Origin of the sequence: Desulfovibrio sp. 1214_IL3152, assembly GCF_036763055.1 — a bacterium.
Classification (GTDB): Bacteria; Desulfobacterota; Desulfovibrionia; order Desulfovibrionales; family Desulfovibrionaceae; genus Desulfovibrio.
On sequence record NZ_JBAIYW010000347.1, the window covers coordinates 1 to 1719 of the forward strand.

Annotated in this window: 2 protein-coding genes; both read left to right on the forward strand. The window is 60.2% G+C overall.

All coding sequences use genetic code 11. The annotated features are described in order from the left end of the window. A partial coding sequence (locus V6C07_RS07490; RefSeq protein WP_333535741.1) for an aldehyde dehydrogenase family protein occupies nt 1-875 on the forward strand: 875 nt, incomplete at its 5' end. Between the two features lie 267 nt (nt 876-1142). Beyond that, a partial coding sequence (gene amrB, locus V6C07_RS07495; RefSeq protein WP_333535742.1) for an AmmeMemoRadiSam system protein B occupies nt 1143-1719 on the forward strand: 577 nt, incomplete at its 3' end.

Sequence of the window (1719 nt, forward strand, 5' to 3'; positions counted from 1 at the left end):
CCGTGCGGGTGGGCATTCCCGCCGGGGTATTCAACGTCATCACGGGCAATGCCGGGGCCATCGGCTCGGTCATTGCCTCAAGCCCGCTTGTGCGCAAACTCAGCTTCACAGGCTCCACGCCTGTGGGCAAAAAGCTCGCCGCCCAGTGCGGCCCCACCCTCAAGCGCCTTTCTCTGGAACTGGGCGGCAATGCGCCGTTTATCGTCTTTGATGATGCGGACCTGGATCAGGCCGCGGGCATGGCCCTGAGCAACAAGTTCCGTAACGCCGGTCAAACCTGCATCTGCGCCAACCGTTTTCTGGTGCACAAGGATGTTCTTGATGCCTTTGTGCGTCGTCTGCTGCACGGCATACGCAAGCTGCATGTGGGAGACGGGCTGAAGGCCGACACCACAATGGGGCCGCTCATCAACGCCGAGGCCGTGGCGCATGTGGACGCGCTTGTGCGCGACGCCCAGGAAAAAGGCGCGTGCCGCGTCACAGGCGGGCAGCCGCACAGCCTTGGGGGAAATTTTTATGAACCCACGCTGCTCACGGGCTTGCGCCCCGACATGCGCCTTTTTCATGAGGAAATATTCGGCCCCGTAGCCGCCGTCATGTCTTTTGAAAGTGAAGAAGAAGCCATAAGCCTTGCCAATGACACGGAATACGGCCTGGCGTCCTACGTCTGCACAAGGGATATGGGGCGCGTGTGGCGGCTCTGGCAGGGTTTGCGTTTCGGTATGGTCGGCGTCAATGATGCGGGGCTGGCCTCGGCGGAAACGCCTTTCGGCGGCGTCAAGGGCAGCGGCCTCGGACGCGAGGGCGGCCGGGAAGGTCTGCTGGAATATATGGAAACACATTACGCTTTGCTGGGCGGTCTTGCCCAGGCATAATCCGGTCTGTATTTATTTTCACATTACATTTGGCCTCTCTGCCCCGTGAGGGAACTTCCACGGGGCAGAGGACGGCCGCCGGCGGAGGGAATCTGCGGAAAGGGTCTTTCAAAAAAGCCATAAATGTGCTCTAAAGAGTCCATAGACTATGTTATAAAATGTTTTGATAGGGCGGCAGCGCGCGGAGACACCGGGTACTCAGGCCCGTCTTGCCCTGGTCGCAGGGTTCGCAGCTTTTTTCTGAGACGCTAAATTCCGGGAGCAGCCATGAGCATACGACACCCCATCGCAGCAGGACGTTTTTATCCTGCTGACGCCGAACAACTGAAAAAAGAAATCCGTTCGTGGTTCATGTCCGGGGGGGTGCCTGAAAATCTTGTCCCCGGTGAAATACCGCGTGAGGCAAACGCACGCTTGCTTGGGCTCATGTTGCCCCACGCGGGTTATGTTTACTGTGGACGTGTTATTGGCGGCACTTTGGCGAGCACCTGGGATGGCTCCACCGCCGGAGCCAATCTGCCCCAGCGGCTTTTTATCCTGTGTCCGAACCATACCGGGCAGGGGCGGACGCTGGGCGTCTGGACCGACGGCCACTGGCTGACCCCTCTGGGGCCGATGGCGGTGGACGTGGAACTGGGGCTGGCGCTGGTGCAGGCTGCCGGAGGTTTTGCCGAAGACGAGCTTTGCCATGTGAGCGAGCACTCCATTGAGGTGCTGCTGCCCTTTTTGCAAAGCCTGCCGTTGTCCCGCGCGCAGTCTGTGCGCAGCATTGTGCCTGTATGCGTAGGCACGCGCAGGCCCGATGCCTTGCGAGCCGCAGGACTTGCGCTGAGATCGGAAGAGC